A 23,776-nucleotide genomic window follows, 5' to 3' on the forward strand; every position below is an offset into this window, starting at 1 on the left:
GATGCTCCTCTGAAGGCATAAAAAAGAAAGCCTGTATAACGCAGGCTTTCTTTTTAATCAGGATTTTTAAACTTAACCTTGATTACGGTTTTGTCTTTGATTTCTTTGTCTTTCTTAACACTTTGGCTGACAGCGTAGCCTTGCCCGTTTACTTCAATATGAATTCCCGCGAGCTCACCGTACTGAAGAACCTCTCTTCTCGACCAGCCAGTCATATCAGGCATTTTGATTTTGCCGCCCGTTTTCAGGAAGACCTTTTGATTGGTGAGAACTTCCTCATCCGCTTTCGGATACTGTTCTTTTACAGCGACATCACTGCCGATGACAATTGGTGTGAGATTCTCCTCTTTTGCTTTCTTTTGAGCAGCAGCTACCGTTTGATCTGTTAAATCAGGCATTGTCTGCGCTTTTGTTTCTTCCTTATCTGAGTCAGATTTTTCAGTTGGTTCAATGTTCAGGTAGTGCAGGCTGTTTTTCATTGTTGGGTTGAAGATTTCAGAAACTGGTTCTGAACTGTTCTGTCCTGCTTTTAGCTGCGGCTGCTGTACAGCAACATAAATTAAAAGCTCAGGATCATCTTTTGGTGCCATACCCATAAATGAAAAGATATAGTTATCTGTGCCGTCTAAATATCCGCCTTTACCGGCTATTTGCGCAGTACCTGTTTTCCCGGCAACATCAAAACCTTCGATTTTATAAGCTTGTCCTGTTCCGATCTTCGATGTAACGACTTCTCCCAATATATCCCGCACCTTTTTCGCAGTGCTTGCAGAAATCGGAGTTCCGGCTGATTCCGGCTTATTTTGATAAATAGTTTTATCTTTATCAGGATCAACGATATGGTCAATGACATAAGGCTTCATCATTTTGCCGTCATTCGCAATTGCCGTCGCGGCCTGAAGCTGCTGAATTGGTGTGACCGCAGACGCTTGGCCGTATGCAGTTGACGCCTTATCAAATTCATATTTAAAGTTGATTTTACTGGAGACTTCTCCTGGCAAATCAATACCTGTTTTCTGGTAAAAATTGAACTTGTGCAAATATTGATTGAGGCGGTCATATCCCAGCTTTTCTTTCGCCAGTTTCGCAAAAGCGACATTCGACGACCTTAGGACGCCGTCATGATAGGTTGTCGGACCCCAGCCTACACCGTTATTATGATCCCTAACAGGTGCTCCGCCAACTTCAAATGTTCCTGACTTATATTGTTCGTTCGCATTAAACACGTTTTCCTGCATCGCAGCAGCGAGTGTAAAGATCTTCATAGTTGATCCGGGCTCATACGCATATGAAATCAAATCATTATAGTAGTTTGTCACATCGCGCTTGTTCGGATCAAAGCTTGGGCGCTGTCCCATGGCAAGGACTTTGCCCGTTTTCGGATCAACGACTGCGGCCATGATTTTTTTCGGATTATACTTTTGCGCCACTTTTGTCATACTGTCTTCCAAAAAGGTTTGAATTTTCTGGTCAATGGTTAAATATACATTGTCACCATTTTTTGGCGCTGTAATTTTATTTTTGCTGTTCGGGAGCTCCCAGCCGGATTTGTCGCTTTCATATGTCACATATCCGTCCCGCTCCTTCAAATACTTATCCAGCACTTTTTCTAACCCCATCGCGCCGGAAATTTCATTTGTGTCTTGATCAACCTCAGCATAGCCGATTAAATTGGATGCAAAAACCCCGTTTGGATAATAGCGTTTTGTATCCCGTAAAAATGAAATGCCCGGGAGTTTCAGCTTTTCGATTTTTTGCTTTTGCGAATACGTAATATCCCGGCCAGCTGAGCCAAACTCGACTTGTTTTGCATCCTCCTTATTTAAGATATCAAGGATGTCGGCCTTGTCCAAGTTTATCACTTTAGACAATGCTTCCGCTGTTTTTTCTTTGTTTACAACATGCTGAGGATGCTTGACATCAGTGGTCATTTTTTTATCGAGAATCGCAATCAGTTTATACGTCGCTGTGTCCTCTGCAATGACTTTTCCTTTTCGGTCTAAAATTGAGCCGCGGCTCGCTTCGATGGTCCGTTTCTTTTCATGCTGCTCTGTCGCTTTTGTCGCAAGCACTTCGCCGTTCGCTTTTCCGGTTATTTGAATATATGCCATTCTCCCCAGGATGACAAAGAAAAAGAGAGCGAAACAAATACTTAGAATCGCTGCTCCTCTATTCATAAATTTATTCTTTTTTGGCATTTGAATCATTCCTGTATGTTTTTCACTTTTTTATCTTTTAAATTCAAGCCGTTCTTTTTCGCAATGTCCATAATGCGCTGCGGTTTGCTTAAATCAGCAACGCTTTTTTCGAGGTCACCAATTTGCTTATTTTCGGATGAAATTTGCTCCTCAAGCTTTTGCACCTCAATATTGGTTTGATATGCCGCATACGCCTTCGATACGATCAAAAGCGATACGCTGAGCACCGCCGCAGCAAAGAGGACAAGAAGCACTTTTTCTCCGAGAGTAATGGAAGCCCTTTTCTTGACAATCACTTTTTTCTCAGGACTGATCGCATGCCGCTGCTGTTTCTCTGGTTGGTAAGCTAAATTGCTCATAGGCTGATGACCTCCTTTTAATTTTGCGTTCGCGTTTCGTTATTTTCTTTTTTCAGCAATCCGAAGCTTGGCAGAACGAGCCCGGTTGTTCTCTTCAAGCTCTTCTTGAGATGCCGTAATCGGTTTTCGTGTGATGAGCTTCAGCTCCGGTTCAAACTCTTCCGGTATAACAGGAAGCCCCGGAGGAAGTTCCGGAAGCGACGACTTTTCTTTAAAAGTGGTTTTGCAAATTCTGTCTTCTAGCGAGTGGAAGGTAATGACTGATACCCTGCCCCCTGGCTTCAGAACCTCAATTGCCTGCTCCAAAGCTTCTTCAAACACCCTAAGTTCATCGTTTACGGCAATTCTGATTGCCTGAAACACGCGTTTAGCGGGATGTCCGCCGCTCCTTCTCGCTGGAGCGGGAATCGCGTCTTTTATTAGATCGACCAGTTGGCCCGTAGTTTGAATAGGAGACTTCATTCTTGCCTCCTCAATTTTTCTGGCGATCTGTTTACTGAACTTCTCTTCTCCGTATTTAAAGAAAATACGGACGAGATCCTCATAGCGCCACTCATTAACGACTTCTTTCGCCGAAAGCGTAGCCGACTGGTCCATCCTCATGTCCAACGGTGCGTCATGATGGTAACTGAATCCGCGCTCCGGTGTATCCAGCTGCGGAGAGGACACCCCTAAATCAAATAAAATGCCGTCTACTTCTGTAATGCCTTGTTCATTCAAACATTCTTTTAAATACCTGAAATTGCTTTTAATCAGAATGAGCTGTCCTTTATAATCGGACAACACTTCTTTAGCATGCTGTAATGCCGTATCATCTTGGTCAAAAGCGATTAAACGCCCCTTCTCGGATAACTGCTGCAATAAGTATGTACTATGCCCAGCTCCGCCGAGTGTGCAGTCTACATATGTACCGTCTGGTTTAATATTAAGTCCGTCTACGGTTTCACGAAGAAGTACTGTCTTGTGTTGAAACATATTGTGTTGGTCCCACCTTTTATCAGGATGAATTGAAATTGTTTTTAGAGTGTTATACACGAAGAATCATTATATATCAAACCCAATCATGTTTTCAGCAATTTCAGCAAATGAATCTTCTTGCTCTTCTGTGTATTGTTCCCAAATTACTTTACTCCACAATTCAATTCGATTAGAAACCCCGATAACAACACATTCTTTTTCCAGTTTGGCGTAATTCAATAGAGATGATGCGATATTTACCCTGCCTTGCTTGTCCAGTTCGCATTCAGTCGCCCCTGAAAAGAAGAAACGGGTAAACGCGCGGGCATCTTTCTTTGTGAGAGGAAGAGCTTTTAGTTTTTCTTCAATTTGTTTCCATTCGTGCATAGGGTAGCCGAAGAGACATTGGTCAAGTCCTCTAGTCAGCACAAATTGCTCACCTAGGCCTTCTCTAAATTTAGCGGGTACGATCATGCGGCCTTTCGCATCGATGGTATGCTGATATTCACCCATAAACATGATCTCTTGCCCCACTTTCTCTCCTTAACTCACCACTATTCACCACTTCGCTCCACAACTTCATTTTACACTGTTTACCCATAAAAAAAAACCCTGAACTATTCAGGGTTCTTTAAAACTTTATTTCAAAGTTTGACAACTTGATGTTGATTTTGAAAAGAAAATGGCAGATTCTTGAATGTTGTGAAGAATTTTGGACCATACCTGTTCAAATAATACATGATATTCCAAATCCGTTCTTGCGGCGCAAGAAGCGGCTTAATGCTATTTTGAATTCTTTCATAATCCTTCAAAACGTAGCCTTCTTTTTCTTCAATTCGCTTCGTCACCGTGCGCTCTAAGAATTGAAGCTGATCCTGAATAAAAGCGGCATTTTTCAGGAGTAAAGGTTCCATGCTTTGATCAACCTTTAACGCCTCCTGCCGGACCGTTTTGTGAATCGCTTCAATTTGGCTTTTCGCCTGATCCATCACCGCCGTAAACTCTTCCGGAATCTGGCGCTCGAAGTATGTCTCTCTTTGATTCTCCGTTCCGCGCTCAATCGCGTCTTGTAATGAGATATTCCGTTCAACCAGTTTTTTCTCAATATGCCGCTCAAGTATCGTAATGTTCAGCCTTGGCATGACAGGAGGCATTTTAAAGCCCATCACCGCAAAAGCCTGTTTGAGCTCGCCCCAATAATTGATTTCTCCAGGCCCTGCAATAAATGCTAAAGTCGGAATGAGAAATTCCTGCATTAACGGCCTCGTTACAACATTGTTGCTGAAACGCTCTGGATGTTCTTCCATATGTGTATGAAGTTCATCCATCGTCCATCCTAGATCAAGCTCTTTGATGACAAATCGGCCGTTATCTTTTTCAATTAAAAAACGCTCTTCTTCGTATTCATAAAACAGATTCGCCTGCTCTTTTCCGGACTCGATAATCGGTTTGTAGCCTGCTTGACGCATGAAGGCCTGCTGATCTGATATAGCCCGGGCGAGTTCATCATTTTCTCGAAGAATCTTTTGGAACATGGCAGTTTCCAGCTTTTTAATCCCCGGATCTCCAGAATTTAATAAAACTAAGCCCTCTTCTTGGAACAAATCCGCGATCAGCAGTTCAAAGAAGTCAGTAAACGTAACAGATTCCCTTAAACATCGTTTCACATTGTCGAGAAGTGTATTCGTATGGTCTGTTTCTTCAAAAGCGGCAAAAACATCATCTATCCACGCGGCACACTTTTCCTGATCAAGCGATGTATTCGCTGCTGATGATTTCTTCCAATAAGACTGAGGCAGCTTTTTTTTCACAGGCCCATTCTCTTCAGATGTGTGAACAAAATTAATCTCATCCAAATCGTGGTCTTCTCCAGCCACCCAGAAGATTGGTATGACAGGCACTTGCAGTTCCTTTTCTTGTTGCTTTGCTAAAACAATGATTGAAATGATTTTATGTATGGTGTAAAGCGGTCCTGTTAAAAGTCCTGCCTGCTGTCCGCCGACTACAGCTGCACTTGACGGGTCCTTCAGCTTCTCAATAGCAGACTGCATCGCACTTGAACCGAATTTATTATGGTAAGAGGTTAAGTACGCCGCCAATTCCTCTCTTGCGAAAAACCGGGAAGATAAGTCTTCCAGTCTTTCGCGCCACATGTCCTTATGATGAATACTGTAATCAAAAAAAGAAGACATTTCTTCTTTGCCATCTATATAGTGCTGTACAAACACATTCTGATTTTTGATGGAAAGTTCAGTTAGCTGCATCTTCTAGAACTTCCTTTCTCCAATAAATAGTTAGTGATCCGAAATGAGTATAGCATGTTACCGAAAAAGCTCAAAAGACTTTGTTTGTATTTCGCTCCAATGCTTTGATGCTGCCATATAAAAACTCTAGGTGGACGGCATCAAGACCTTGAAGACTTGCTTCCTTCAATAAGTATCCGATAATGGCGTCAGCTTCCGTCTGCCGGCCTCCAATGACGTCAACCAGCATTGATGAACGATTCTCTTTCGTTTGTCCACAAACGGCCTGAACCTGCTCCCAAGCCTTTTCTTCATTTTCAAGTTTTAAAATGCGGCACGCCTCCTGAAATACCAGCTTCATAAAAGCCAGATAAGCTGGCGTTGTCAGCAGTTCTCCATTTTTCACCTGCAATAAAGCAGTTAAAGGATTAATACACGCATTTACAATCAGCTTGCCCGTCAGCAGACGGTACCAATCCGTCTCATAATAAATCGGAAAATCCGAATGGTTATGCTGAAACAAGATGTTCAGCCGGTCTGGTTCAGCATCGCCGAACGCGCTCCATTTTATCGCACCTAGGCCTGTATGATCAACAGCTGTATCCGATTTTCTTACAGCTCCGTGCTCAACGATTCCAACATAAATGGAATGGCCAACGTGCCAGTCTTTTAGGTCGTGGATATGCCCCATGCCGTTTTGCAAAAATAATATATTCGTCTTCCCGATTCGTTCAAGCGACGAAAAAACAGATTGAAGCTGATGCTGCTTCACTGTCACGACAAGCAGGTCAAAGTCCGAATTGATACTCGTGTCCGCACTGCAATCAGCCCTGAATTCCTCCCCGCCTTTATAAAGCCGGATTCCTTCAGACTGAATGGCCGCAGCCTGTTCTTGCCGCCTCGTCACAACAGTCAGGTCGTGATAAAGTGACAAATAATAGGCGCATAAAAGACCGACGGAGCCTCCGCCGATAATTCCAATTTTCATGATGTCACACCCAATTTAGCATTTACGTATTATCATAGCAGAAGTAAGAAGAAATTACTTCTCAAAGATCCCATGTGCTTAAAATTAAAGTTTAAATATTTGGATTTTTTAAATAAAGCGTTTACAATATATGTAGAAACAACAAAGGGGGAGATTTGTTTGACAAAGGTAGAACGTCTGCTTATCAACTATAAAACGCTGGAAGAATTCAAGAAATTCAAAGAATACGGCATTCAGGAGCTTTCAATGCTTGAAGAACTTCAGGATAATATTATTGAAAATGACAGCACCTCGCCTTTTTACGGGATTTATTTTGGCGATAAACTTGTAGCACGAATGAGTCTGTATCAAGTTAACGGCAAATCGAATCCCTATTTTGACAACCGCCAGGATTATTTGGAGCTGTGGAAGCTTGAGGTTCTTCCGGGCTACCAGAACAGGGGATACGGGAGAGCCTTGGTTGAATTTGCAAAATCATTCAAAATGCCGATCCGGACAAATCCGAGAATGAAATCAGCGGAATTTTGGAACAAAATGAACTTTAAAACTGTTAAGTATGATATGGCGCGGGACAAAGGGGAAAACCCGCTCATCTGGCATCCTGATATGGATCATGAAATGACACCGGGAGAGTCTGCATAGAAATCAAAACAACCGGCCTATTCTTACTATAGGGCCGGTTCATTTTAGGCGTTTCTTTACGTTTCTTGAGCCGCTTTTTTCATTCTTCCGTCTTCCTTCGAAACAACCATTTTTCTGGCCCGATCCATGATATCGATCAGTGCCTTGTAATCCTCTTCTGTCATCTCTAGCTGATCCCGCAATGTCTGATTTTCACTCCGCAAATCCTCAAGCTCTTTTTGCAACGATTGGATTTGCTCCTTCAATTTTTCCCTTTCAAGCTGAAATTCTTGTGCAGACGGCGCTTCTTTGAATTGTTCGAGAAATTGAATGACATCCTGAATGGACAAATCTCGTTTTCCTTCTGACGATGCCGAGGCAGTCTGCTTCATGGAATTCGGCATATTGACCGAATGAACGCCGATTTGCTTTCTCAGTTCTTTCCTTTGCTTTTTTGCAAGCTCTATACCTGACTGGTATTGTTTTCTCACATACGAGTTCCACCTGAAACCACAGGCTGCCGCGGTTCTGGTCAGCGCCCTCCCAACCTCCTCAAAGGCTGAAAGCTGTGTTCCTCCCTCTCGAATATGACGAAGCACCACTTCTGCCAGCAGCAAATCCTCATCCTGAGTCCAAGCATCTTGTCTTGTAATGGTCAAATTCAATCTCCCTCCATGTCAGCTTATTTATCTCATACATATGCCGGTAATAGATTAGATAGACTATTTGCACTCACAAATTTTCCGCAAGCTGACAGGAAGAGAAAAAGAAAAAGCGCAGGGCTTTCACCCCGCGCTTTTCTTATTAGTTACTTTTTACATTTATGTCTTTGCCGTTGTATGATCCGCATGCTTTGCATACACGGTGAGACAACTTCATCTCTCCGCATGACGGACATTCTGTCATACCAGGTACATTAAGTTTGAAATGTGTACGGCGCAATCTTTTCTTCATTTTAGAAGTTCTTCTAAAAGGTACAGCCATTATTCCCACCTCCTTAAAGAGTTAAGATTCATCATCTTGTTTTAAGAGCTTTTCAAGGGCTGCAAGTCTCGGATCAACTTGATTCTTCTTGTCTTCTTCCGAAATGACTTGCCAATCCTTTCCTTCTTGAGGAGCAGCTCCTTTTTCTTGTTCAGATTCACAAAAGATTTGCATAGGGATTTCTAAAAGAATTTCTTCTTTCACGATCGGAGTTAAGTCGATAGTATCGTCCTCAACAATATGAACGTCATCATCTTCTATATCATCCGTGTGATGAAATATAAACAGTTCTTTTGTTGAAATTTCAAATGGATACGGGACATCAACGAGTGTTCTTGAGCATGGCAAAATCATTTCGCCTGAAATTGTAAAATCAAACGAAACCTGTTTGGATTTGATATCCGCTCTGCCCTTCACCCGGACGGGAGAAATGCGGCGAATGTCAGAATTCAGCTTTGTCAGCTCATTTAACTCAACTGTTTCATCAAACTCAAAACTTTGTTTTGGCATTTGATGCAGCTGATAAATCGTCCATTTCATTTGTATCACCTCAGGAAAGCAACAAACATGATTATAGCTTTTAAGATTGTTTTTGTCAATATTTTTTCTTTACAGCATAATGCTGCCATTGAAGTATCGTTGACAGCGGAATATGCTATGCATACACTTAAAACAAAAATAAGGCGTAAGAGTTTTCATTTGCAAATGTACCATACGTTTCTAAACATAGCAAGAAAGGCGGAAAAAATATGAAAGCTGTCGGATTGGTGGTTGAATATAATCCCTTTCATAACGGTCACCTTTATCATGCCCAAACAGCAAAGCGGCAAACCGGATGTGACACGGCTGTCGCGGTCATGAGCGGGCATTTTTTACAGCGTGGGGAACCGGCTGTTGTGTCAAAATGGGCCCGAACAAAAATGGCGCTGCAAAGCGGAGTTGATCTTGTTATTGAGCTGCCTTATCTTTATGCCGTGCAAAAAGCAGACATTTTTGCACGCGGCAGTGTTTCCATCCTGAACGAACTTGAATGTAAGGCGCTGTTTTTCGGGAGTGAAAATGGGGATATCAAGCCGTTTTTAGAAACAGCACAGCTTATTGGTGAGCATAAACATACATTTGATGACCGAATTAAAGAAGAACTTAAAACGGGGACGAGTTACCCAGCAGCGGCGGCTAGCGCCTTCAGCTCCATTTTGCATACCGAAAGTGCACTTGACTTGTCAAAACCAAATAACATTTTGGGGTACCAGTATGTGACTTCGATTCTAACCGGGGGATACCCTATGAAACCTTATACCACGGCACGCATCTCTTCGGACTATCATGATGCCGATCTCCCTGAAGGCGAAAACCACATTGCAAGCGCCACAAGCATCAGAAAAGCGATGACTGGCCAGAATCTCGAAGCCTGCCTTCGTTTTCTCCCTGCTGCATCTGCACGTGAATTAGCAGCTTACCGCAAATCTTTCGGATTGTGGCATACACCTGAGAGCTACTTTTCTTACTTAAAATACAGCCTTTCAACTGTAACGGCACAGGAATTACAGCAAGTATACGAGGTGGAGGAAGGTTTAGAGCACAGAATTCTTCGTTCGATCAGAAAATCCAGCTCCTATCAGGAATTTATGGAACTGCTGAAAACAAAACGCTATACGTGGACAAGGCTCCAGCGGATGAATACACACATTTTAACCAGAACAAAAAAACAGGATATGCAAAAGCTGCTTGACAACGATAAGGCGCCGTATATCAGGCTTCTCGGCATGACAAAAAAAGGACAGGCTTATTTATCCGAAAAGAAAAAAGCACTGTCTGTTCCGCTTGTCAGCAAACTGTCCTCTTTCTCCCATCCAGCTCTCGATCTGGACGTAAAAGCAAGCAGGATTTACAGCCTGCCGATAGAAGAGCCGCTGAGAACTGAGTTTGACCTGCAGGAATACGGACATGCACCGATTCGATATGATGAAGATGAACAACACTTTTTAAATGTATAGAAAAAGCACCTGAGAATCAGGTGCTTTTCGCTTTCAGCTTATTCAAATAATCAATCGCATCCTGCATGGTATCAACAGGCACAATCTTCATATTTGAATCAATATCTTTTGCTGTTTTTACTGCGTTCTTATAATCGGAATTGCTGGCGCCGTTTTGATTTGGCGCGAAGAAAATGTCTTTTCCGGCTTTGTCTGCGGCGACGACTTTTTGATCAATGCCGCCGATCGGGCCTACTTTCCCATCAACATCAATGGTACCTGTTCCCGCAATATCGTAGCCTTTTGTTTCGTCTGGTTTTGTCAGCTGATTATAGATTTCAAGGGACATCATTAACCCTGCTGACGGACCGCCAATATTTTCAATTTCAAAATCAATATCAGGCTCTACCTTCACGTTTCTGTCTGTATAAAGCGAAACTCCGATTCCTGCCCGATCCGGCTCATCAGGAAATTGTTTTAACGTAAGGGTGACACGCTTTTCTTTTTCTTCTCTTTCGATCTTTAACGTGACTTTATCTCCCGCTTTTTTGCTGCTGATATAATCAATCAGCTTTTCAGCAGACTGATAGTTTTTGCCGTCTGCGCTGATGATTTTATCACCGACTTCTATTTTCCCTTTTGCCGGCATGTTTTCTACAACAGAGCTTGCGTATATGCCGTTAAAGGAATAGCTGACTTTTTTTCCTGCCTTTTGATAGGCGGCTATAACCGCATTTTCTTGCGAGCTTTTCATCATTTGGAGCTGTCTTTTCATATACTCCTTATCTGACTCGCCTTCCTCCTTAATGCTCTCATCAGGAACAATTTCATAATAAGGGTGCATCTTTGCCCACACATATGTAAACGGATTAGCCGGTCCCACTTTAACAGTCATTAAGGACAGGCTTCCTTTTTCCGGGTAGCCTCCCTCCACTTTTATCAATGAAGCAAGCTCTGTCGCTTCTCCCGGTTTTGTAATATAGTATGGAAGTTTTATAAATGATAAAACGGCGATCAGTATGAGGATGACGAGCATCCAGCTAAAATGTTTTTTACGTAGCAAATTATGAGCCCTCCCAATTCTCTATTTCTTTTCTTATCTTGCTGATCATTCGGTTTGTCGCCTCTTCGCCTGCCGATATCATTTCTTCAATATTGGCAAACGAGCTTGAGCTGTATGTTTCAAGGGAAGGGCGAATCATGATATCTGCGGCAATTGTTTGATGCCGCACTAATTCATTTTGCAGTATATCCATACTTTGCATAATCACATCAAAAATATGCACTGCTGTTTCAGTTTTTCGAACCCTGGAAACATCCGAAGCGATGATAATATCAGCTCCCATGTCTTTCACAACAGAAACCGGAATTCGATCGACGACCGCGCCGTCTACAAGAAGGCGTCCGTCCAGCCGCTGCGGAATAAAGATACCCGGGATGCTGATGCTGGCCCTCACTGCATCTGACACTGATCCTTTTCGGAACACAATCTTTTCTCCCGTCTGTAGATCACACGCAACAATGCCCAGCGGGATTTGGAGCTCTTCAATCGGTTTTCCGAATGTATAAGCATGCACAAGCTGTCTGACGCGGTCACCTTTTAAAAAACCGAGCTTCGGCACCGTATAATCAGCATAAAGCCTTCGTTTAAAGGCTTTGGCTACTTTTTTCATCGTTGCCACGTCATGTCCGGCGGCGTAAAAACTGCCCACCAAAGCGCCCATGCTGCTTCCTGCAATCATATCCACTTCAATTTGGTGCTTATGTAAACTGGAAAGCACACCGAGATGAGCAAGCCCTCTGGCCCCTCCCGATCCTAACGCTAACCCGATTTTAGGTTTGGCCAAAGCGTTAACCTCCTGCCTGAATTCCCTGTATACCGAATTCTATGGTCTAAACTGAACCCCTATGCTCGTATATTAGTACAAAGAATCAAGAGGACAGGTACTGCTTGGCCGTTTTACATCATACATTATTTTATCATGATATACATGTCATTGGGCATTTTTAGCATCGGGGAGGTAAGAATGAACTTGTCGAAGATTAATACACTTTTGATTGCCTCGTTTTTTCTTTTTTTAACAGCGACTGTCATCTCACATCCACAGGCCTCATTCGAAGCCTCTAAAACCGGGCTGTCTATGTGGTGGGAGGTTGTATTTCCGTCATTGCTGCCATTTTTTATTCTGTCCGAACTCTTAATCGGCTTTGGCATTGTGCGATTTGTCGGTGTTTTGCTTGAGCCTTTTATGCGGCCGATCTTTCGCGTGCCGGGTGTCGGCGGCTTCGTTCTTGCTATGGGAATGGCATCAGGAAACCCAGCGGGCGCAAAACTCACTGCCCGTCTGCGGCAGGAAAATCAGATTTCAAGAGTAGAAGCAGAACGGCTCGCGTCGTTTACCAATTCTTCAAACCCGCTCTTTATTTTCGGCGCTGTTGCCGTCGGTTTCTTTCAAAACGCGTCACTAGGCATTTTATTAGCTTCTGCACACTATTTGGGGAATCTTGCCGTCGGTTTAACAATGCGTTCCTATGGCCGCAAGGAAGAGCAGCAACTCAGAAGAAAGAAAACGATACCTTTCCCTTCAGTCAAAGATGCTTTACACGCTCTTCATACCGCCAGACTTGCAGAAAAACGGCCCTTGGGTAAAATTTTAGGCGACGCCGTGACGTCTTCTGTTCAAACGCTTCTTATGGTAGGCGGCTTTATTATTTTATTTTCTGTCTTCAATCGGCTGTTGTCAGTGGTCCAGCTGACTGATGTTTTGTCTGTTTTCACAAAAGGAGCACTGACTTTGTTTCAGCTTCCGACTCAATTGGACATTCCGCTTTTATCAGGGATGTTTGAAATTACATTAGGCAGCAAGCTTGTCAGCGAGACAGATGTTTCTCTTCTGCAAAAAGCCATTATCGTCAGCTTTATTCTCGGGTTTAGCGGCTTTTCCGTACAAGCTCAGGTGGCAGGTATTTTATCGGAAACCGACATTCGATTTAAACCATTCTTTATCGCACGTTTGCTGCAGGGCGTTTATGCCGCTGTCTTCGTCATGCTTTTATGGAAACCTCTTTACACGGCATGGCATGATCCATATCAGTATGTATTTAAATCTCTTAACAGCAGTGACATGCCAACTGCCTTTATAAACGGCTGGAATCTGCTTGTGCAGATCGGACCTGCTGTCACACTAAGCGCGCTGTTTACGTACATTATCATTTTTTCTTACAGACTGACAAACGGAACAAAAAAAGGATGAGTCAAAACCCTCATCCTTGTCTGAATTTTTGCTGAAGCGCCAGCTCTACTTCCGGCGGTACAAACTCTGATACCGAGCCGTTGTATCTCGCCACTTCTTTTACGATGCTTGAACTTAGAAACGAATATTGATTGTTTGTCATCATAAAAAATGTCTCAATGGATTCATCAAGCACACGGTTTACTGATGTCCCCTGCATCTCGTATTCAAAATCAGATACAGCTCTCAAGCCTCTTAAAATCGCTTTCGCATTTTTTCTTTTTGCATAATCAATTAACAGGCCTTGCGATGTTTCAACTGTTATGTTCGGAATGTCTTTTGTCACTTCTCTCAGAAGCTCACACCGTTCTTCCACACTGAACAAAGGCTTTTTTGAAGAATTATTCAGCACACATACATACACTTGTTCAAAAATATGCGCCCCGCGTTTGATGATGTCCAGATGCCCGTAGGTCACCGGATCAAAACTGCCGGGACAGACAGCTATACTCGCCACCTCACTACCCCCTCTTTTTATAAATCGCCACACCTGTAAGCCCATAGGTTTCTCTTCTTGTCATCACAAGATCTCCTACGGTTTCGGGAAGCTTGACCTCTCTGTCATGCTCAGCGACGATAAAGCCGTCTTCTTCCAGCATTTGATATTCGTCAATCAAAGTTAAAAGTGCTTTCAGCTTTTGTTCCTTATACGGCGGATCGAGAAAAATTCCGCGAAAGCCGGTTTCTCTTTTAGCAGCAGCGTGCAAAGCACGTTCCGCATCATTGCGGTATACCTGTGCATGTTTTGTAAGCTCCAGCGTTTTCAAATTAGATTTTACCGTTTGAATCGCTTTAAAATCACGGTCAACGAATATACAATGCTCAAACCCGCGTGAAAGCGCTTCGATTCCAAGACCTCCGCTCCCTGCGAATAAGTCAAGTCCCCTGCCCCCGTCAAAATAAGGGCCGATCATATTGAAAATGGATTCCTTCACTTTGTCGGTTGTCGGTCTTGTTGATGTTCCGGGTACAGCCTTTAGTGAACGGCCTTTTTTTGATCCAGAAATTACTCTCATGTTCCACACCACTTTTTCTAAAAGCTATTTTGTTTCTTTATTCGGCCGGACGCCGCTATGTACATAGAAAAAAATCAATCCTATCTTAACATAAAGCATTCTTCCAAACAATGAACGCTAATCTTGATAAACAGGTGTATAGGCAGCATGATCCTTGTCCATACTATAAGCAACAGCATCTAGAGGATGTTGTTGCCAACCGCGGAGAAGACTTACGTTTCCCCATAAGTTCTTCCTCCGGTTTCTCCTCTCCCTTTGCCTTCTCCTTAACATATTAAGGAATAGAAGGACCCCGCAGATGCCTGCGGGGATTTTTTTATAGCTATATGCCGATTTTATAATCGTATTCTTTTGCCTTATCAAGCTTTGACTCGAATTCCAATTTTAAAAACGGTTTATAAGAAGGCTCCACTTTTTTCACAAATGAGTAAGATGCAATCTTGTCCATTGTTTTTTCAATTTGGTCCATATCACAGTACAGTACGACATATTTTAATCGTTTTGATACATAGTGCACATTCCCGAACTTCCTCAGCATTTTGCTCTGCTTTAGGGAGTGCAGATACACAACCATGCCCTGGCGCCTATTCTCCAATACAATCACCTGCCTGTTTTCTCTTATATGTAAAAGACGAGACGGCCAGTCTCGTCAGGACACTTTACATCCGCAGCTTCCGCCTGAACCGCAGCCGCCTCCGCATGAAGACAAACCGTCAAAATAAGGGTTCCCAGTCGGAACTTTCACATGCTCCGAAACAGCTGTCCCAATCTCAACGCTGACCTCATCAAGAATGGACTGGAGCTCATTTTCAGCTCTCTTGAAGTCAGCCACCTTGTCGTTCAGGTCCAGCTCACGTTTGATCTCCCTCATTTTCCGGGATATTTCTCTATAGTCAGGATGATATTTGCCAAAACGCTGTACATCCTCATACTGCTCTTTTATTTTGATAAAAGAACGAATAATCCGACCTGCCTCTTCATCTTCCTGGAGACGCTTGTAACAATTGCGGTAGTTCTCAGCCGTCTCCGACTGCAGAATCATCTCGGCAAGCTGCTGAGCTTCACTTTGAAGCCGCACGGATTCCATCGTCGCATACATAACATGCACCTCCAGTTGTTAGTTTACCACGAAACCAGCCAATTGGAAAATGCTTAACCGCAGCCGTATACAAAACCTTATGACCGCATGAAAAAAGACCCTTTTTCAGGGTCTTTTAATCTTTTGTCCGCATCGCTTGAAACATTTGCATCATCATTTGCGCCATTTGAATCCCGTTCGTAAACTGATTCACCCGATGCGGAATGGTTTTTTCATAAAAATTCATCATTTCAAGCTGAAAGGAGGACAGATCATCCGGTTTTCTTGAAAGTCTGCGGTACCATATCGGCTGTTCTCTGATGAATCGTTTCCGTTCTTCGTTTGCTAAAATATATTCCTGAACCTCTTTGCGCATATGAGCTCCCCTTTTTTAATCCTTTCGAAAAGAAAAAGGATGCTGTCCAGAACCTGGCTGAGAATGCTTCTGTCCGCTTCCGGAAAATGTATTAAGAAGGCTTTGCAACGATGAGATCGACTGGCTCATTTTATTGATTTGTTCGTTCATTTGATTGACATCCATCTTTTTCACCGCTGTCACCATTTTCGAGACAAAATCATTTTTTTGCGGTGTTTCAGGCACAGCTTCAGAAGCTGCTTCCGGTTCCCGATACGGATCCCAAATCGGATCGCTCTCCCCGAAGAGGACCCAATTTTCATATACGTCCTGCCAGCTTCTTTGTTCTTTGCGTACTTCTTTTATCAGCTTGGGATGCTTTTTGACGAATTGTTTAAAGTCATTGATTGAATGATTGGCATGTTGATTCGCCACAATCCTCACCCCCTCCGAAAATCGTTACCTACTACAATGTATCGTTTTGTGGGGCATTGTGTTCGCCTATATTCATTCCCAAATGAATTTTTAGCGATATCCCTATACACTGGTGAAAAAGCCTGACTGAAGGAATGGGAAATGGCCTTATCTGTAAGCTATCAGCACATTCATTCAGACCAGCTTGTATGGAAATAGAAAAAGCCGGGAACCATTCGTCCGCGGCTTTCATTACCATCGCTTAATAAAATTTTGGGTGTAATATTTCCGGTCTACTCCGACACCAAGATGCGTATAATCTGAATTCAGAAGCGCTTTTCGATGGCCTTCGCTATTCAGCCAGCCTTCTACAGCGGCCGGACCGTCCACATAATTGTATGCGATATTTTCTCCCGCTTGCTGAAAGTCAACATGCCCTTCTTCTAAGCGGTCTTTCAGCGAGCCGTATTTTTTAGAAACATGGGAGAAATAATTATTTTCCTTCATATCCTCACTATGTCCAAACGCCACCTCCGCCGTTGGCTGATCCCATTCAAGCTTCGCAAGTCCATGTTTAACGCGTATGACATTCGTCAAATCAAGGATTTGCTTTTCGCTCGTTGTTTGGATCTTTTTCCATTTCTCATCTGAAACGGCTTTCGGTTTAATTAATTCCCCGCGGTACACTACCTCATAAGGTCTTTGCTTTACAAAGGTCTGCGCATCAAACGCCCTGATGCTGGATAGCTTCCCCTCAAATTTGTCCATATACAGCTGGACATACATCTTTCCTACCTTTACAGTCGGTCTTGTATTGATATCTTCTTCAGAAAATTCAAACCGATAGGAATTTCCTTTATACTCTACATTCACAAATGGTGCCACCTGGGTGGTCTTGAATACATCGCCAGTTGATTCTCCAATTTTGAAAGGCTTGGCGTTAATATCATTACCCGACGCGAATAATGTGACCACTTTATTGTTTAATACCCCGATTTGGATATATTGATCCTTACCTTGATTGTATACCCACCAATCGTAATCATAAGCCGAAGGGTCAATACGTTCAGGTTCCCCAAGCTTTTTCGTTACTTCATCGGCGGGCTTGCCCATGAAGGACAATAACCCTGAAGTCGGCATATGTATTCGTTTGCCGCTTTGCGCTTCCTCATTCGACACCTGAGGCTCGCTGTCATTTGATTTCTTTTCAGGAACAGATCCATATTGAATAAACAGAACATAAGTTCCGCAGATAATCAAAAGGATAACCATTGCTCTCAATATATTTTTCAATCTATCACCCCCGTGGCGATTCACAATCTCTTGTTTACATCCCATTACAATACAGCCTATTTAACATGTCAAAGATTTATGTGTTAATGAAAAAAGCCTTCTTCTCTATTATCACCTTCGGAAATATCCGATAAGGCGCTGCCGGCACGTTCATTCGTTTGCTCAGATAAAGAAAGATCACCAAGCGTGACAATTCCAGTCAGTTTTTTATTTTTTGTAACTGGTATCCTTCTGAGCTGATGCGATGCCATCAAATGAAGAACCTCATCGACTGAAGCATCTTCCTCCACACTGACAGGTTTTTCAGTCATCGCGTCAGTGATTTTTTGCGAGTTCGGTTTTTTGATGGCGATTCCTCTTAATACGAGATCGCGGTCGGTTACGATGCCGACCAATGTTTCCCCGTCCTCATCAACTACCGGAATCGCTCCTACATTTGCGTCCTTCATCTTTACTGCAGCTTCATATACATTATCTAATACCGTGCAATATTGCAAGTCGGCTGTCATCAGATCTTTTATTTTTGTCATCCGTTTAACCTCCTTTAGTCTAGTGCTATTGTCGTCAAAATTTAATTTTTGCATACTTTCAAAAGAAGAAGATTCATTGAAAGTTTAACGCTTTCATACTATGATTGTCAGGAAAGGTAATTTTTATAAGGAGGGGTCAGTGTTGAAGTTTACTGAAAGCGGACTTGAAGGGGTTAAGGCTGAGCTCAGTTGGCTAGACGACTTAATGGAAAGCAAAGGTCTCATTAGAGCGGGTCAATGGGATTACGAGAGAGTCACCTATGACAAGAAGTTTTCGACGATTGAGGGTACGTTTTACCTGCGGATACAAGGTATTGCGGCAGAAGGCGATGTCGGAAGCGGGCGCGCCGTGATTCAATTAATGTCCCCTCTCCTAGGAAAGCATTACTACCCGCATGGAGTAGAATATGGAGAAACGGAAGAGTTTCCCGTACAGGTTGTAACAAAAAGCAAGGCACTGATTCAGGACATAGCCGACATGTTAAAAACAGTTCAAATGTAACGAAAAGGTACAGCATATTTCGCTGTACCTTTTATGATATCGTCTGCTGAATATACGGCGGCTCCTCCTGCCCGTCCTTTTCCCTTTCTTTCTTCACCCATTGGAAAAAAATAATGGCCAAAAAAGTACCGTACACAATTTCCTGAATGATTTTCATCATGACTGCTCCGAGCTGCTGATCCTCTAACAAAGGCAGTGTATTCAACATCTCTGGCCCTGTTAATGGGACCTGCCCCATCATATCCGCTGGCACACAAAGCCTCATTGCCTCAGCCCATAAAGCCGGATCTGTATAGGTGGCGTATAACGGTGCACCGCTGAACATGATCAAGGCGCAAGCAGGTGTGAGCAGCATACCGTCCGCCATAATATAACCCAGCTTCATCAAGCCGCTGAGCTGCCGTAGACGCTCAACCTTATGAACAAGCGGCCACCACATGAAGAACGCAAGCACAAAGATAAGCCAAGTGATTAATGTATGGTAAAACGGATCCGTTTTGACAGTATCAAATATAAGCGGTACATGATATAAAGAAAAAATGCCGTTAAACAAAAGCAAAGCAATTAAAGGCGTCGTAAAAAAGGAAAAAAACGGTTTGATTGAAGGCCTGAAAATGATTTTTTCCCAGAGCCATGCAGGAATTCCCGCGATTAACAGCGGCGGGACAACCAAATACAGGACGGCCATCTGCACCATATGTGCGCTGAACATAATATGTCCGAGCAAATCAACCGGGCTTCCCTCGGCTGCATATAAAAACAGCATCGCCGACAGAAAGCATACCATCTCTTTACCAGTTATTCGATTTGGCCTTGAAGACATTCGCCTGTAAAAATAGAGATAAAGCGCCGTAATGCCTAACAGGATACAAAAAAGATAAGGGCTCCACATCGCGCGAAACCCGAATATCTCCAACTGATTCATTTCTTCACCTCCGGCGGCTGTTTCAAATTACCACCATATAATTGTCACAAACGCAAGCACAGTGATAAACGCGACAAACACCCCTGAATACAAAAACAGTGCCGGCGCCTCATGCCCTTTCTGATTCATATGCATGAAATAATACAGCTGAAAAATGACTTGAATTGCAGCTAGCAAAATAATGAAAGGAATCGTAAACCAGCTGCCGACACCGTCCGTGGCCACAGTCAGAAATGCAACAATCGTAAGACCGATCATTAAACCAAAAGACAGGACTTGATATTTCATCTCTCGGGCATGCTTTTTTTTCTTAAATTCAAGGTCGCTATTGATATGCCCTCTGCTTTTTTTATCGACCATGTTTATCCCACCATCCCCATTAAATATACAACGGTAAAGATGAAGACCCACACGACATCAATAAAGTGCCAATAAAGGCTGGCAACGTAAAACTTAGGCGCCGTATACAGATTCAGCCCTCTCTTGGCATTGCGGATCATAAGCGTGCTGATCCACAAAAGCCCAAATGCCACGTGGGCGCCGTGTGTACCGACAAGCGTGTAAAACGCAGAACCAAGGGCAGAGCTTGTGATGGTAAAGCCAAATTCATGGGTGTAATGCTTGAACTCATAGATTTCCAGTCCTAAAAAGCCCGCCCCCAATAAAATCGTAATTCCCAGCCAAAGCTGCATCTTGCCGAAGGAAAAGTTCTTCATGTGGTACATCGCGTACACACTCGTTAAACTGCTCGTTAATAGAAGCATTGTGGCAATGAATACAAGTGTCACATCGAACATTTCCGTCGTAGGCGGATCACCGGCATTTGAATTCCGAAGCGCAAGAAACGTGGCGAAGAGAGACGCAAACAGAACAGTCTCTCCGCCAAGAAAAAGCCAAAAGCCTAAAAATTTATTTTTCCCTTCCAGGGTTACTTTTTCAGGAGAAGCTGGAAAGGTTTCTGCGGTGAATTTTTCTTGAACTTGCATTATGCCTTCACCCCTTTATCATCGTTCGGCAGTTCCTCTTTATGAATATGATAGCCGTGATCATCAATTACTGAACGAAGCAGCATCGTAATAAATGTGATGCCGAGCCCGATAAAGATCACCGGCAGGCCCCAAGCGTAATCACTTCTGTACAGCAGCCCGAACGCTGCGACAAAAAGGCCGAAGGAAATGACGAGCGGCAGGATTGAGCCGTTTGGCATATGAATATCATCAACCGGTTCCGCCGGCGTCATTGATTTGTGCCCTGCCTGCTTCTCAATCCAAAACGGATCAAGTCCTCTGACAAAAGGAAGCTGTTTAAAGTTATACTCCGGCGGCGGTGAAGAAACGGTCCATTCCAGCGTACGTCCGTCATGCCATGGATCAGCACCTACATATTCACCTTTTACCGATGTCCATATGACATTGACCAGCAGAAGGATAACAGCTGCCGCCATAAAAAACGCCCCGATTGTACTGATCAAGTTGCCGGTTTCCAGACCCTGTCCTGGCAAAAACGTATAAACCCGGCGCGGCATCCCCATTAAGCCGACAAAATGCTGAATGAAAAACGTGAGGTGAAAGCCGATAAAAAACAATACAAATGAAATTTTCCCCATCGTTTCATGCAGAATTTTACCGAACATTTTCGGCCACCAGAAATGAACACCGGCTAAAAGGCCGAATACAACACCGCCAATAATGACGTAGTGGAAGTGCGCAACCACAAAATACGTATCATGGAACTGATAATCAGCCGCAGCAGCTGCCAGCATGACTCCCGTCACACCGCCGAGCACAAAGGATGGAATAAATGAGACAGCATACAGCATAGCGGTTGTATACTTCACATTTCCTCCCCAAATCGTCAACAGCCAGTTAAAAATCTTAATCCCGGTCGGAATCGCGATAGCCATTGTTGCAACCGCAAAAATCGCATTTGCAATCGGGCCGAGACCAGTCGTGAACATGTGGTGCACCCAAACCATAAAGCCCAGAAAGCCGATGAGCACGATTGCAAAAACCATTGAAGAATAGCCAAACAAACGCTTTCTGGCGAACACAGGGATGACCTCAGAAAAAATACCGAATGCAGGCAAAATTAGGATATAAACCTCCGGGTGGCCGAAGATCCAAAATAAATGTTCCCAAATGACCGTATTTCCGCCAAGCTCCGGATTAAAGAAATTGGTTCCGAACAGCCGATCCAGCATCATGAGAGCCAATCCAACCGTAAGCGGCGGAAACGCGAACAAAATCAATGCCGAGGCCACAAATGTCGTCCATGTAAACAAAGGCAGCCTCATATACGTCATGCCCGGAGCCCTCATGTTGATAATCGTAGCCAAAAAGTTAATCCCGGCTATCAGCGTCCCGAGCCCCGATATTTGGAGTCCGAGGACGAAAAAGTCTATGCCGTGCCCTTTAGAATGAAGCGAAAGTGAGGCATATGACGTCCAGCCCGCATCTGGCGCTCCGCCCAAAAACCAGCTTAGATTTAAGAAAATGCCCCCGAAAAAGAAGAGCCAAAAACCAAGCGCGTTTAAAAATGGAAACGAAACGTCCCGAGCCCCGATCTGCAAAGGCACAACCGCATTCATCAAGGCAAATAAGAGCGGCATCGCAGCCAGAAAGATCATCGTCGTTCCGTGCATAGTCATTACTTCATTGTACGCTTGAGCACTGAGAAACGCATTTTCCGGCTTTGCCAGCTGAATTCTGATAAACATCGCTTCAATTCCCCCGACAAGAAAGAAGAATCCCCCTGCCACTAAATAAAGAATCGCGATTTTTTTATGGTCCACCGTCGTCAAATAATCCCAAAGCATAGATCCGCGCGTCCGCTTTTCTGTAAGCGCATTCAACATATGTGACCTCCCCCAATATCTCCCTTTCTTCCCTACTTGCTTTCCGCTTTTAAGCCTTTTAAGTATTCATAAAGCGCATCTGTTTCGCTGTCTGAGAGCTTTGGATATGTGCCTGTCATTTTGTTCCCCGGCTTTATGCTGTCAGGGTCCTTCAGCCAAGCCTTCACATTTTCTTTGTTGGCCTCTTTCACCCCTGCCACTTTTGTCCTTTCACCAAAGGTCGCCAAGTTGGGTGCCGTTCTAGCGGCTTCTGCACGCTTATCATTCGGCTCTACCGCATGGCAGCTCAGGCAGTTTTTCTCTTTAAACAGTTCTTCACCCTGCTTAGCCAAATCGCTCTCTGCTGTAGATTTATAGTTTTTCATTTCTTTTGTCCAGCCCTGAAATTCCTTTGCAGACATTGTCTTCACCTTAAAATCCATCAGCGCATGTGAAGGGCCGCAAAGCTCTGCACACTTCCCAAAAAACATATCTCCTGCCTCTTTGCTTCGTTTTGAATCAAATGTCAGGAAGAACTTATTTTCATTATCCGTATTCGTATCAAGTTTTCCTCCAACTGAAGGAATCCAGAAGGAATGTTTTACATCAGAGGCTTTTAAATTAAAATATACACGCTGATCTGTCGGTACAATCAGCTCCTGGCTTGTGATAATGCCGTAATCAGGGTACTCAAACTCCCACCAGTATAAATTTGCCCTAACATTGACTACAAGAGCATCCTCAGCTTTGCGGCCTTTCTTATCCATTGGTGATGTGTCCGCTAGCTCCAGCGTATATAATACAACAGGAATCACAAGAATAATGAGCAGCAAAATCGGGATCACGGTCCATGTGATTTCTAAAAATTTATTCCCCTCTACCTGTTTCGGTATCGTGTTCTCACCGACCCGTGATCTTCTGAATCTCACAATCACATAAAAGAAGATAACAGATACTACTGCAACAACAACCACCATAATCAATGTGCTGAGCACTGTCAGGTCATACTGTTTATCAGCCACCTCGCCAGCAGGCTTGAGCGTGGATAAAAAAGGTTTTCCACATCCGCTTAATAGAAGCGGCACTAAGGCTAATAATAAAATAAGACGCCAATGCTTTACCATTTCACCCAACCCCTTTTCTGGTCAATACAAAGGCGGAAAGCGGATCGAAATCTATCGCCATCCAACCTATCACCAATAAAGCACTTA

Annotated in this window: 29 protein-coding genes; 5 read left to right on the forward strand and 24 right to left on the reverse strand. The window is 43.5% G+C overall.

Annotated features, from left to right (window positions below):
• Positions 1 to 53: 53 nt before the first annotated feature.
• The 6 genes from pbpB to NYE22_RS14105 all read right to left on the reverse strand — a co-directional run bounded on the left by pbpB (position 54) and on the right by NYE22_RS14105 (position 6,745).
• Positions 54 to 2,207: a penicillin-binding protein 2B gene (gene pbpB / locus NYE22_RS14080; RefSeq protein WP_342411922.1), complete on the reverse strand. Its 2,154-nt coding sequence runs from the start codon at positions 2,205 to 2,207 to the stop codon at positions 54 to 56.
• Positions 2,204 to 2,557, reverse strand: coding sequence for a cell division protein FtsL (gene ftsL, locus NYE22_RS14085; RefSeq protein ID WP_003232200.1), 354 nt, complete (start codon positions 2,555 to 2,557; stop codon positions 2,204 to 2,206). The genes pbpB and ftsL overlap by 4 nt, the downstream gene beginning before the upstream one ends.
• A gap of 39 nt (positions 2,558 to 2,596) precedes the next feature.
• Positions 2,597 to 3,532, reverse strand: coding sequence for a 16S rRNA (cytosine(1402)-N(4))-methyltransferase RsmH (gene rsmH, locus NYE22_RS14090; protein ID WP_014479723.1), 936 nt, complete (start codon positions 3,530 to 3,532; stop codon positions 2,597 to 2,599).
• Between the two features lie 69 nt (positions 3,533 to 3,601).
• Positions 3,602 to 4,033 (reverse strand): division/cell wall cluster transcriptional repressor MraZ, encoded by a 432-nt coding sequence (gene mraZ / locus NYE22_RS14095; RefSeq protein ID WP_003221402.1) that lies wholly within the window; start codon positions 4,031 to 4,033, stop codon positions 3,602 to 3,604.
• Positions 4,034 to 4,158: 125 nt separating this feature from the next.
• Positions 4,159 to 5,778: a bacillithiol biosynthesis cysteine-adding enzyme BshC gene (bshC, locus tag NYE22_RS14100; protein WP_342411923.1), complete on the reverse strand. Its 1,620-nt coding sequence runs from the start codon at positions 5,776 to 5,778 to the stop codon at positions 4,159 to 4,161.
• A 70-nt stretch (positions 5,779 to 5,848) separates the two neighbouring features.
• Positions 5,849 to 6,745 (reverse strand): 2-dehydropantoate 2-reductase, encoded by an 897-nt coding sequence (locus NYE22_RS14105; protein WP_161985975.1) that lies wholly within the window; start codon positions 6,743 to 6,745, stop codon positions 5,849 to 5,851.
• Positions 6,746 to 6,904: 159 nt separating this feature from the next.
• Here NYE22_RS14105 and NYE22_RS14110 point away from each other — a divergent pair, with 159 nt between their 5' ends.
• Entirely contained in the window at positions 6,905 to 7,387 is a 483-nt protein-coding gene (locus tag NYE22_RS14110; RefSeq protein ID WP_014476736.1) for an N-acetyltransferase, read from the forward strand.
• 56 nt (positions 7,388 to 7,443) lie between these two features.
• Here NYE22_RS14110 and gerR read toward each other — a convergent pair whose 3' ends face one another.
• From gerR to NYE22_RS14125, 3 genes are all read right to left on the reverse strand, one after another.
• Positions 7,444 to 8,025: a sporulation specific transcriptional regulator GerR gene (gene gerR, locus NYE22_RS14115; RefSeq protein WP_342411924.1), complete on the reverse strand. Its 582-nt coding sequence runs from the start codon at positions 8,023 to 8,025 to the stop codon at positions 7,444 to 7,446.
• Positions 8,026 to 8,170: 145 nt separating this feature from the next.
• Entirely contained in the window at positions 8,171 to 8,350 is a 180-nt protein-coding gene (rpmF, locus tag NYE22_RS14120) for a 50S ribosomal protein L32 (protein WP_003154457.1), read from the reverse strand.
• A 21-nt stretch (positions 8,351 to 8,371) separates the two neighbouring features.
• Positions 8,372 to 8,890, reverse strand: coding sequence for a DUF177 domain-containing protein (locus tag NYE22_RS14125; protein ID WP_014479718.1), 519 nt, complete (start codon positions 8,888 to 8,890; stop codon positions 8,372 to 8,374).
• A 27-nt stretch (positions 8,891 to 8,917) separates the two neighbouring features.
• Between NYE22_RS14125 and NYE22_RS14130 the strand changes: the two genes are divergently transcribed.
• Both NYE22_RS14130 and NYE22_RS14135 read left to right on the forward strand, forming a co-directional pair.
• Positions 8,918 to 9,103 carry a hypothetical protein gene (locus tag NYE22_RS14130; protein ID WP_003232215.1) on the forward strand — a complete coding sequence of 62 codons (186 nt, stop codon included), beginning with the start codon at positions 8,918 to 8,920 and terminating at the stop codon, positions 9,101 to 9,103.
• Entirely contained in the window at positions 9,100 to 10,347 is a 1,248-nt protein-coding gene (locus NYE22_RS14135) for a nucleotidyltransferase (protein ID WP_046160387.1), read from the forward strand. Before NYE22_RS14130 ends, NYE22_RS14135 begins: the two co-directional genes overlap by 4 nt.
• 16 nt (positions 10,348 to 10,363) lie before the next feature.
• Here the strand turns inward: NYE22_RS14135 and ddcP are convergent, their stop codons facing one another.
• Together ddcP and NYE22_RS14145 are read right to left on the reverse strand one after the other, a co-directional pair.
• Positions 10,364 to 11,389, reverse strand: a complete 1,026-nt coding sequence (ddcP, locus tag NYE22_RS14140; protein ID WP_003245451.1) for a protease DdcP — start codon at positions 11,387 to 11,389, stop codon at positions 10,364 to 10,366.
• A gap of 1 nt (position 11,390) precedes the next feature.
• Positions 11,391 to 12,173, reverse strand: a complete 783-nt coding sequence (locus NYE22_RS14145) for a patatin family protein (protein WP_003232221.1) — start codon at positions 12,171 to 12,173, stop codon at positions 11,391 to 11,393.
• Positions 12,174 to 12,353: 180 nt separating this feature from the next.
• Between NYE22_RS14145 and spoVV the strand changes: the two genes are divergently transcribed.
• Positions 12,354 to 13,580, forward strand: a complete 1,227-nt coding sequence (spoVV, locus tag NYE22_RS14150) for a dipicolinic acid transporter SpoVV (protein WP_070548913.1) — start codon at positions 12,354 to 12,356, stop codon at positions 13,578 to 13,580.
• A 10-nt stretch (positions 13,581 to 13,590) separates the two neighbouring features.
• Here spoVV and coaD read toward each other — a convergent pair whose 3' ends face one another.
• The 8 genes from coaD to NYE22_RS14190 form a co-directional block, all read right to left on the reverse strand.
• Positions 13,591 to 14,076 carry a pantetheine-phosphate adenylyltransferase gene (gene coaD / locus NYE22_RS14155; RefSeq protein ID WP_003245283.1) on the reverse strand — a complete coding sequence of 162 codons (486 nt, stop codon included), beginning with the start codon at positions 14,074 to 14,076 and terminating at the stop codon, positions 13,591 to 13,593.
• A 4-nt stretch (positions 14,077 to 14,080) separates the two neighbouring features.
• Positions 14,081 to 14,635 (reverse strand): 16S rRNA (guanine(966)-N(2))-methyltransferase RsmD, encoded by a 555-nt coding sequence (gene rsmD, locus NYE22_RS14160; RefSeq protein WP_120028061.1) that lies wholly within the window; start codon positions 14,633 to 14,635, stop codon positions 14,081 to 14,083.
• Positions 14,636 to 14,957: 322 nt separating this feature from the next.
• Positions 14,958 to 15,230 carry a YlbG family protein gene (locus tag NYE22_RS14165; RefSeq protein WP_009967171.1) on the reverse strand — a complete coding sequence of 91 codons (273 nt, stop codon included), beginning with the start codon at positions 15,228 to 15,230 and terminating at the stop codon, positions 14,958 to 14,960.
• A gap of 54 nt (positions 15,231 to 15,284) precedes the next feature.
• Positions 15,285 to 15,734, reverse strand: coding sequence for a regulatory iron-sulfur-containing complex subunit RicF (ricF, locus tag NYE22_RS14170; protein WP_003221370.1), 450 nt, complete (start codon positions 15,732 to 15,734; stop codon positions 15,285 to 15,287).
• A 115-nt stretch (positions 15,735 to 15,849) separates the two neighbouring features.
• Positions 15,850 to 16,089 (reverse strand): YlbE-like family protein, encoded by a 240-nt coding sequence (locus NYE22_RS14175; RefSeq protein WP_003232231.1) that lies wholly within the window; start codon positions 16,087 to 16,089, stop codon positions 15,850 to 15,852.
• A gap of 15 nt (positions 16,090 to 16,104) precedes the next feature.
• The gene (locus tag NYE22_RS14180) at positions 16,105 to 16,503 is read right to left on the reverse strand and encodes a YlbD family protein (protein WP_120028060.1); all 399 of its coding nucleotides are present in this window, start codon (positions 16,501 to 16,503) and stop codon (positions 16,105 to 16,107) included.
• Positions 16,504 to 16,734: 231 nt separating this feature from the next.
• Entirely contained in the window at positions 16,735 to 17,775 is a 1,041-nt protein-coding gene (locus tag NYE22_RS14185) for a CAP domain-containing protein (protein WP_041850862.1), read from the reverse strand.
• 83 nt (positions 17,776 to 17,858) lie between these two features.
• A complete protein-coding gene (locus NYE22_RS14190; RefSeq protein WP_003221362.1) occupies positions 17,859 to 18,305 on the reverse strand; it encodes a CBS domain-containing protein in 447 nt (148 codons plus the stop codon).
• A gap of 139 nt (positions 18,306 to 18,444) precedes the next feature.
• Between NYE22_RS14190 and NYE22_RS14195 the strand changes: the two genes are divergently transcribed.
• Complete coding sequence (locus NYE22_RS14195) at positions 18,445 to 18,807, forward strand: YugN family protein (RefSeq protein ID WP_080474471.1); 363 nt, start codon at positions 18,445 to 18,447, stop codon at positions 18,805 to 18,807.
• 31 nt (positions 18,808 to 18,838) lie between these two features.
• Here the strand turns inward: NYE22_RS14195 and ctaG are convergent, their stop codons facing one another.
• The 5 genes from ctaG to coxB are packed head-to-tail and all read right to left on the reverse strand — an operon-like array spanning position 18,839 to position 23,689.
• Positions 18,839 to 19,732 (reverse strand): cytochrome c oxidase assembly factor CtaG, encoded by an 894-nt coding sequence (gene ctaG / locus NYE22_RS14200; protein ID WP_161985973.1) that lies wholly within the window; start codon positions 19,730 to 19,732, stop codon positions 18,839 to 18,841.
• A gap of 27 nt (positions 19,733 to 19,759) precedes the next feature.
• Positions 19,760 to 20,092, reverse strand: coding sequence for a cytochrome c oxidase subunit IVB (ctaF, locus tag NYE22_RS14205; protein ID WP_003232242.1), 333 nt, complete (start codon positions 20,090 to 20,092; stop codon positions 19,760 to 19,762).
• Positions 20,093 to 20,094: 2 nt separating this feature from the next.
• Positions 20,095 to 20,718 carry a cytochrome c oxidase subunit III gene (gene ctaE / locus NYE22_RS14210; RefSeq protein WP_038828405.1) on the reverse strand — a complete coding sequence of 208 codons (624 nt, stop codon included), beginning with the start codon at positions 20,716 to 20,718 and terminating at the stop codon, positions 20,095 to 20,097.
• Positions 20,718 to 22,586, reverse strand: coding sequence for a cytochrome c oxidase subunit I (ctaD, locus tag NYE22_RS14215; protein ID WP_032725638.1), 1,869 nt, complete (start codon positions 22,584 to 22,586; stop codon positions 20,718 to 20,720). The genes ctaE and ctaD overlap by 1 nt, the downstream gene beginning before the upstream one ends.
• A gap of 32 nt (positions 22,587 to 22,618) precedes the next feature.
• Positions 22,619 to 23,689, reverse strand: a complete 1,071-nt coding sequence (coxB, locus tag NYE22_RS14220) for a cytochrome c oxidase subunit II (RefSeq protein WP_014663859.1) — start codon at positions 23,687 to 23,689, stop codon at positions 22,619 to 22,621.
• Positions 23,690 to 23,776: the final 87 nt, after the last annotated feature.

This window comes from Bacillus sp. FSL K6-1560, from assembly GCF_038592935.1.
GTDB classification, from domain to species: Bacteria; Bacillota; Bacilli; order Bacillales; family Bacillaceae; genus Bacillus; species Bacillus subtilis.

Coding starts and splice junctions, on each gene's coding strand:
- NYE22_RS14105 (WP_161985975.1), bottom strand. CDS start 6,745: ATGAAAATTGGAATTATCGGCGGAGGCTCCGTCGGTCTTTTATGCGCC.
- ctaF (WP_003232242.1), bottom strand. CDS start 20,092: ATGGTCGATAAAAAAAGCAGAGGGCATATCAATAGCGACCTTGAATTT.
- ctaD (WP_032725638.1), bottom strand. CDS start 22,586: ATGTTGAATGCGCTTACAGAAAAGCGGACGCGCGGATCTATGCTTTGG.
- NYE22_RS14175 (WP_003232231.1), bottom strand. CDS start 16,089: ATGCGCAAAGAGGTTCAGGAATATATTTTAGCAAACGAAGAACGGAAA.
- NYE22_RS14135 (WP_046160387.1), top strand. CDS start 9,100: ATGAAAGCTGTCGGATTGGTGGTTGAATATAATCCCTTTCATAACGGT.
- coxB (WP_014663859.1), bottom strand. CDS start 23,689: ATGGTAAAGCATTGGCGTCTTATTTTATTATTAGCCTTAGTGCCGCTT.
- NYE22_RS14125 (WP_014479718.1), bottom strand. CDS start 8,890: ATGAAATGGACGATTTATCAGCTGCATCAAATGCCAAAACAAAGTTTT.
- NYE22_RS14130 (WP_003232215.1), top strand. CDS start 8,918: ATGATTATAGCTTTTAAGATTGTTTTTGTCAATATTTTTTCTTTACAG.
- rpmF (WP_003154457.1), bottom strand. CDS start 8,350: ATGGCTGTACCTTTTAGAAGAACTTCTAAAATGAAGAAAAGATTGCGC.
- ctaE (WP_038828405.1), bottom strand. CDS start 20,718: ATGCAAGTTCAAGAAAAATTCACCGCAGAAACCTTTCCAGCTTCTCCT.
- ctaG (WP_161985973.1), bottom strand. CDS start 19,732: ATGAATCAGTTGGAGATATTCGGGTTTCGCGCGATGTGGAGCCCTTAT.
- spoVV (WP_070548913.1), top strand. CDS start 12,354: ATGAACTTGTCGAAGATTAATACACTTTTGATTGCCTCGTTTTTTCTT.
- ftsL (WP_003232200.1), bottom strand. CDS start 2,557: ATGAGCAATTTAGCTTACCAACCAGAGAAACAGCAGCGGCATGCGATC.
- rsmH (WP_014479723.1), bottom strand. CDS start 3,532: ATGTTTCAACACAAGACAGTACTTCTTCGTGAAACCGTAGACGGACTT.
- NYE22_RS14190 (WP_003221362.1), bottom strand. CDS start 18,305: ATGACAAAAATAAAAGATCTGATGACAGCCGACTTGCAATATTGCACG.
- rsmD (WP_120028061.1), bottom strand. CDS start 14,635: ATGAGAGTAATTTCTGGATCAAAAAAAGGCCGTTCACTAAAGGCTGTA.
- mraZ (WP_003221402.1), bottom strand. CDS start 4,033: ATGTTTATGGGTGAATATCAGCATACCATCGATGCGAAAGGCCGCATG.
- pbpB (WP_342411922.1), bottom strand. CDS start 2,207: ATGATTCAAATGCCAAAAAAGAATAAATTTATGAATAGAGGAGCAGCG.
- ricF (WP_003221370.1), bottom strand. CDS start 15,734: ATGTATGCGACGATGGAATCCGTGCGGCTTCAAAGTGAAGCTCAGCAG.
- bshC (WP_342411923.1), bottom strand. CDS start 5,778: ATGCAGCTAACTGAACTTTCCATCAAAAATCAGAATGTGTTTGTACAG.